6 protein-coding genes are annotated in these 6063 nt (G+C 61.7%); all 6 read right to left on the bottom strand.

From position 1 onward, the window contains the following. Positions 1–326: GTP cyclohydrolase I (gene folE / locus O3649_RS08430; protein WP_371573758.1), on the bottom strand; the 326-nt coding region annotated here is incomplete at its 3' end. Next, positions 313–2520, bottom strand: coding sequence for an ATP-dependent zinc metalloprotease FtsH (gene ftsH, locus O3649_RS08425; protein WP_371573756.1), 2208 nt, complete (start codon positions 2518–2520; stop codon positions 313–315). The genes ftsH and folE, both read right to left, overlap by 14 nt. A gap of 278 nt (positions 2521–2798) precedes the next feature. Then, positions 2799–3350 (bottom strand): hypoxanthine phosphoribosyltransferase, encoded by a 552-nt coding sequence (hpt, locus tag O3649_RS08420; protein WP_005504342.1) that lies wholly within the window; start codon positions 3348–3350, stop codon positions 2799–2801. A 196-nt stretch (positions 3351–3546) separates the two neighbouring features. Then, positions 3547–4680, bottom strand: a complete 1134-nt coding sequence (gene tilS / locus O3649_RS08415) for a tRNA lysidine(34) synthetase TilS (protein ID WP_371573754.1) — start codon at positions 4678–4680, stop codon at positions 3547–3549. Between the two features lie 32 nt (positions 4681–4712). Next, on the bottom strand, positions 4713–4937 hold the full coding sequence (locus O3649_RS08410; RefSeq protein WP_005504337.1) for a helix-turn-helix domain-containing protein: 225 nt from the start codon (positions 4935–4937) through the stop codon (positions 4713–4715). A gap of 260 nt (positions 4938–5197) precedes the next feature. After that, on the bottom strand, positions 5198–6028 hold the full coding sequence (locus O3649_RS08405) for a hypothetical protein (RefSeq protein WP_371573752.1): 831 nt from the start codon (positions 6026–6028) through the stop codon (positions 5198–5200). Between the last annotated feature and the right edge of the window lie 35 nt (positions 6029–6063).

Here is a 6063-nt window from a genome sequence, read left to right as displayed (position 1 = left end):
CTCAGGCCGGTCACCTTACCGTCCGGGCCCGGGATGTAACCCACATGCGCCACACCGTGGAACGGCACCAGGTGATGCTCACAGGTCGAGTAGAACGGGATGTCCTTCACCAGCACCATCTCAGAGTGGGCGATGTCGAAGGTCGTACCCAGAATCTCGCCGGCGTCCTGGTGCAGGCCCGAGAAGAACTCCGCGTAGGCGCGCGCCACACGAGCCGGAGTCTGCTGCAGACCGTCACGGTCCGGATCCTCACCAATCGCGAGCAGAATCTCACGGACGGCAGCCTCAATACGCGGCTGGTCAACGGCGTTCTTAACCTCGCTCATTCTCTGCTCCATTCTGGTTCGGGGTGCCGTTCTCCGGGCGCTGCGCCGGAGGGGCGGGGTAGTTCGGGTACTGCTGGGTGGGCATTGCGACGGTCGGGTCGGCGTCCGGGTCGCTGAGGGGCGCCTGAGGCGGCAACGGCTGCGTAGGTGCTACCGGAACCTGCTGCGCGGGTGTAGCCGGTGCTACCGGAACAGTCGGCGCCTCGGCAGGTGCTTCCTCAGCCTTTTCAGCTTCCTTCGCCAGCTCGCTCGGTGCCTTCACCGGCGGGATATCGGTACGCTCGCGGGTCGGCTTGGAGTACCAGTGCTCACGCTCGGGGCGCTTGCGAACATCCTTGAAGATTTCGGCTATCTCATTCTCAAGCAGGGTTTCCTTCTCCAGCAGGGCGAACGCCAGGCGGTCCAGAATATCGCGGTTTTCCAGCAGAATCTGGAACGCCTCATCGTGTGCCTGATCCAGCAGGGCGCGAATCTCAGCGTCGACCTTTGCCGCGGTCGCATCGGAGTAGTTGCGTGCCGAAGCGCCACCGCCACCGAGGAACGGTTCGGTGTCTTCGCCGCCGAGCTTCACGGAACCAATCACGGCGCTCATGCCGTAGTCGGTGACCATCTTGCGGGCGGTGTCGGTTGCCTTCTGAATGTCGTTAGACGCACCGGTGGACGGGTCGTGGAAGACGATTTCCTCAGCGGCACGGCCACCCATCGCGTACGCCATCTGGTCAAGCAGTTCGTGGCGGGTCGTGGAGTACTTGTCGTCTTGCGGCATGACCATGGTGTAACCCAGGGCGCGACCGCGCGGAAGAATCGTAATCTTGGTGACCGGCGCGGAGTTACGCAGTGCCGCCGCGACCAGGGCGTGACCGCCCTCGTGGTATGCGGTGACCTTACGCTCGTGCTCGTTCATGATGCGCGAGGAACGCTGCGGACCAGCCATGACGCGGTCGATTGCCTCGTCGATAGCGCGGTCGTCAATCACGTTGCCGTTATCGCGGGCGGTCAGCAGAGCCGCCTCATTCATGACGTTCGCCAGGTCAGCACCGGTGAAGCCGGGGGTGCGCTTAGCGACCTGTGCCAGGTCAACGGTGTTAGCGATCGGCTTGCCTGCGGCGTGAACACGCAGGATGTGTTCGCGGCCCTGCATGTCGGGGGCGTCCACACCAATCTGACGGTCAAAACGGCCGGGACGCAGCAACGCCGGGTCCAGAACGTCGGGTCGGTTCGTTGCCGCAATGACGATGACGTTCGAGTTGCCGTCGAAGCCGTCCATCTCAACCAGCAGCTGGTTCAGGGTCTGCTCACGCTCGTCATTACCACCGCCCATGCCGACGCCGCGGCGGCGGCCAACAGCGTCAATCTCGTCGACGAAGACGATGGCGGCGGGGTCGCTCTTCGCTTCCTTGAACAGGTCGCGCACGCGGGACGCACCCACACCCACGAACATTTCAACGAAGTCAGAGCCAGAAATCGAGTAGAACGGCACGCCAGCCTCGCCCGCCACAGCCTTGGCGAGCAGGGTCTTACCGGTGCCGGGAGGGCCGTACAGCAGCACGCCCTTGGGGATCTTTGCACCCAGGCGGGTGAACTTTTCGGGTTCAGCCAGGAACTCGCGGACTTCTTCCAGTTCGGCGAGCGCCTCGTCCACGCCAGCGACGTCGCTGAAGCGGACTTCCGGCTTGTCCTTGGTGAACTTCTTTGCGCGGGACTTGGAGAAGCTCATGACGGAGGAGCCGCCTCCGACGCGTCCCATCAGGAACCAGAAGAGCACACCAAAGAGCAGAATCGGCAGGAGCAGGGACACCAGGGAGCCCAGGAAGCTGTGCTCAACCGGCTGGTCCGTGTAGCTTTCCAGCTCGGCGGATTCCATTGCCTTAGCAACTTCGTCGCCGCGGGGCTGCACGTAGTAGAAGCGCACCGACTTACCGTAGTTGTCGTTGCCCTTCTTGTAGTCGTCCTTAAGCTGCAGCTCGACGCGCTGGTCGCCGTCATAGATCTTTGCGCTCTTGACCTGGTGGTCGTTGAGCAGCTGAAGACCCACGTTGGTGTCCACCTGACGCGAGGGCTGAGTGAAGAAGGAGGCCATGAGGAAAGCCAGCATGATTACGAGAGCTGCACCCGGCCAGAACCAGGGGCCGTTAATCAGCTTCTTCAGGAAGCCCTCCGAGCCTTTCTGCGGAGTATTGGGGTTTTGCGCCAATGCTTTGTCCTTACGTTGCGGCTGTGACCCGTTGGGGTGCGGCATGCCTGCCGGAACACCCAACGGTGCAACCTTAAATGTACCCTACCCCGGCGGGCGGCTAGGTACCGAGCTTCTCTATTTCACCTGCGGGCTAAAGGGTTGTAGCACTCGGCGGGGGTGAAAGTGCATCTTCTGCGTCGGGTACATCCACCTCCGGGTACAGCAACGCCCCGCTCCCCCACAAGCGTGAGGAGGCGGGGCGTCACCACCTACAGCATGGTTGCTGAGGTGAAGGCTTAGGAGTAAACGTGCGGGTGCAGGGTTGCGACGCAGTCCAGGTTGCGGTACTTCTCAGCGAAGTCCAGGCCGTAACCAACAACAAACTCGGGCTCGATGTCCCAGCCGACGTACTTGACCTCAACATCAGCCTTGACGACCTTGGGCTTGCGCAGCAGGGTGCAAATCTCAACGGAAGCTGCGCCGCGAGAAATCAGGTTCTGCTGCAGCCATGCCAGGGTCAGGCCGGAGTCAATGATGTCTTCAACGATCAGGACGTTGCGGCCCACCAGGTCGGTGTCCAGGTCCTTGAGGATACGCACAACGCCGGAGGACTTGGTGCCGGAACCGTACGAAGAAACAGCCATCCAGTCCATGGTGTAGTGGCCCTTGAGAGCGCGGGAAAGGTCAGCCATGATCATGATGGCGCCCTTGAGAACACCCACCAACAGCACGTCCTTACCGGCGTAGTCTTCGTCGATGCGCGCCGCCAGTTCGGCGACCTTCGCATTAATCTCTTCCTTGCTGAAGAGAACGTTCTTGATATCGTCCTGCACGTCGATAGCCTGCACGATGTATTCCTTCGTATTCTTTTAGACGCTCTGCGCCTCCGCCGGGGGCCCCGGGTGAGGGGTTTCATGCCTTCCCACAGCGGACAATGTGGATGGTGTTCGCCTTAAGTATGGCTTAAAACGGCGCCGCGGCGCACCTCACCACGCAGATAGTGTGTGCTGAGGGGGCTCCGCGGGCACCTAGCTGGGCACCTAGTTAGGGCCGAGTTGGTACTAATACGAGCACGTCCAGGCGTTCACCGGTTGCCGGATGCACAATTTTGCGGCGGCGGTACGCGCTCACGTGACCGGGCATCTGAACGGGCCCAGCTATCGCGTATTCGGCGGTGAAAGAGTCCAGCGCCTGCAGTCGCTCGAAGCCGGGGTTCTCTCCCCCGGCAGCCTTGCAGGCGGTCGCAAGCACACGCAATCGAAGCGCCGGGTGCAGCGCCGCCACCTGCGCACGGTCCAGTAGCACGGCGTCCTCACGTTCGATGCCACGCACGGCGGTTCCGGCTGGTAGGAGCGCCTGCTCGTAGGCGGCCTGTGCCTGCTCGTCGAGGTATTCGGCGTCGGGGCCAGCTACGGAGGCGGTGCGCGCCAGGGAGCGGGCGACGTCCCCGCCGAGGTGCTCCTCCAGGTAGGGCAGCACGCTGTGGCGGATGCGGGCACGCATGAGGGTTTCGTCGGTGTTGGTCGGGTCGATCCAGGGGGTGAGGGTTTCGGCATCGCAGATGTCGAGCATGTCGGTGCGGCGCAGGCCAAGGAAGGGACGCAGGTAGGTGACACCCCCTTCGACGCGCACGGGCGGCATACCGGCAAGGGAGCGCGTGCCGGAGCCGCGGCTTAGGCCGAGCAGCACGGTTTCTGCCTGGTCGTCGAGGGTGTGGCCGAGTAGTACGGCGCGGGCGCCGGTGGCTTCGACGGCTTTCGTGAAGGCGGTGTAGCGGGCGGTGCGCGCCGCCATTTCGGGTCCCATGTTGCCGACGGGAACCTGTACTTTTTCGGTAATGACGGGGTGAAGCCCCAGGTCGGTGAGGGTCTGCGCGGTCTGCGTGGCAACCGCGGCGGAGTCTTCTTGCAGGCCGTGGTCGACGATGATGGCGCCTACGCGTACGTCGCTGCGGCGGGCGAAGTGCGCGGCAATTGCCGCCAGGGCGAGGGAGTCGGGGCCGCCACTGCAGGCGACCAGGAGCAGGGGCAGGTCGGCGGCGTCCGCGGTGGAGGCGGTGCGGGAGCGTCCGGTGGCTTTGATGCTTCCGGCGCCGAGGAGCTTTTCGAGGGCGGCGGCGAGGTGGCGGCGGGCAGTGCCGACGGCGGGGTGCAGGCGTCCTGCGCGTCCATTCTGCATGGTGGTTCCTTTATATAGGCGTGCGGGAGGGGTTAGGTGAGAGGGTTAGTAATGGCCAGCTCAATGCCGAGCTCTTGGGCGACCTTGAGGACCGCACCAATTGACGGGCCGGGCAGCCCACGCTCAATGTCGCGGATTGTTTTATCGCTGAGCCCGACCATCCACGCCAACTCCATTTGGGTGATTTTTTCGTACTTGCGGACGGCACGAACCTGCGCACCAAATTCTTGTGCGAACCCCGTTGCGTCGAATGCCATAGGGGTTTCCTCCTCACCGCTGCAGAACCTCAGGTTATACGAACTATTCTTCGTAATATGCATATATTAGCACTCCCAGGGGTGCTCTGAAGCTGTTTTCCGAAGAATAGTTCGGTCGCACACACCATTCCCGGAACCTCCGAACACAGCCAAGGAACACAAAAAAAGGGGGGCGTGCCCACCGCCTCCAGCACGCACGAAAAATCGCACGAACCAGACGCGGGGAACACGCCCCCAGCAAGCCCTCCGCTCACCTGCCGCTAGGACAGCGACTGCAGACGAGCCACAATCGGTGCCAGCTCCTCATGACTGTCCAGAATCATAAGAGGAATAAAAATAGTGCGGTGCGAAGCGAAGTAGTAGTCCGGCACCCTGTAGGCGTCCCATGTCACGTAATCGGCGCTGGGGTAGTTGAAGTTCATGGGCAGGTCATAATCCTCCCGCTTCGCCATTGCATGCTGGTACGCCCAGCTCATTGCTCGGTGCAACTCACTTCCCCGCTTAATGGGGGCAAAACGCTTCTTATATCGTGCAGCATTCGCCTTACCCAGGGGCTCCAGAGTTACCTTGGGGCTACCCGCAGCACGATAAAGGAAGGTAAAGTAGGCGCCACGGCTCGCCGGAGTGTCGTAGTGGAAGGAACCATCAGACCAACCAGTAGTCAAGCCCACACGGGTCGCCCAAATAGCAACCTTATAGCGCGCATCGCCCGGAGTCAGGTCGGTGTACGGGGACTTCTCCGGCAGGTTCTTCACCTCGGGTGAACCTGCCAGATGGTACAGGTGCTCCAGCAAGCGGCCACGCGAGATAGTCATGACCCCGTTCGGCAACTTATCTTCATCGGTTGTAGCCAGCCCGACAACCTGCTTCTTCGTAATCAGGCCGGTACACTCCGCCCAGTGCAAATTGGTTATAACGTTCTTGCCGTAATAGAAGTGCATGTCAAAACAATTAACATCAAATTCCAGCTCTTCAATAGGCTGTGCAGATTTCGGCTGAATGTATGCCGCCTGGGCTACACCCTGACCCATGTACCCCATAGCTAGTGCCAACAGTGCCGCCGCGCCGCGGGTCGAAAGGTTTTTCTTCATTTTCTATCCTCGGTGAAAGGTGTGAGAGTAGAAGA

The organism is Rothia sp. 27098_8_29, from assembly GCF_041432785.1.
Classification (GTDB): domain Bacteria; phylum Actinomycetota; class Actinomycetes; order Actinomycetales; family Micrococcaceae; genus Rothia; species Rothia mucilaginosa.
The sequence above is the reverse complement of the archived record's forward strand: the minus strand, read 5'-3'. Positions and strand labels throughout refer to the sequence as shown.

Excerpts from the sequence above, each read along its gene's own strand:
- tilS (WP_371573754.1), bottom strand. The coding sequence starts at position 4,680 with ATGCAGAATGGACGCGCAGGACGCCTGCACCCCGCCGTCGGCACTGCC.
- O3649_RS08410 (WP_005504337.1), bottom strand. The coding sequence starts at position 4,937 with ATGGCATTCGACGCAACGGGGTTCGCACAAGAATTTGGTGCGCAGGTT.
- O3649_RS08405 (WP_371573752.1), bottom strand. The coding sequence starts at position 6,028 with ATGAAGAAAAACCTTTCGACCCGCGGCGCGGCGGCACTGTTGGCACTA.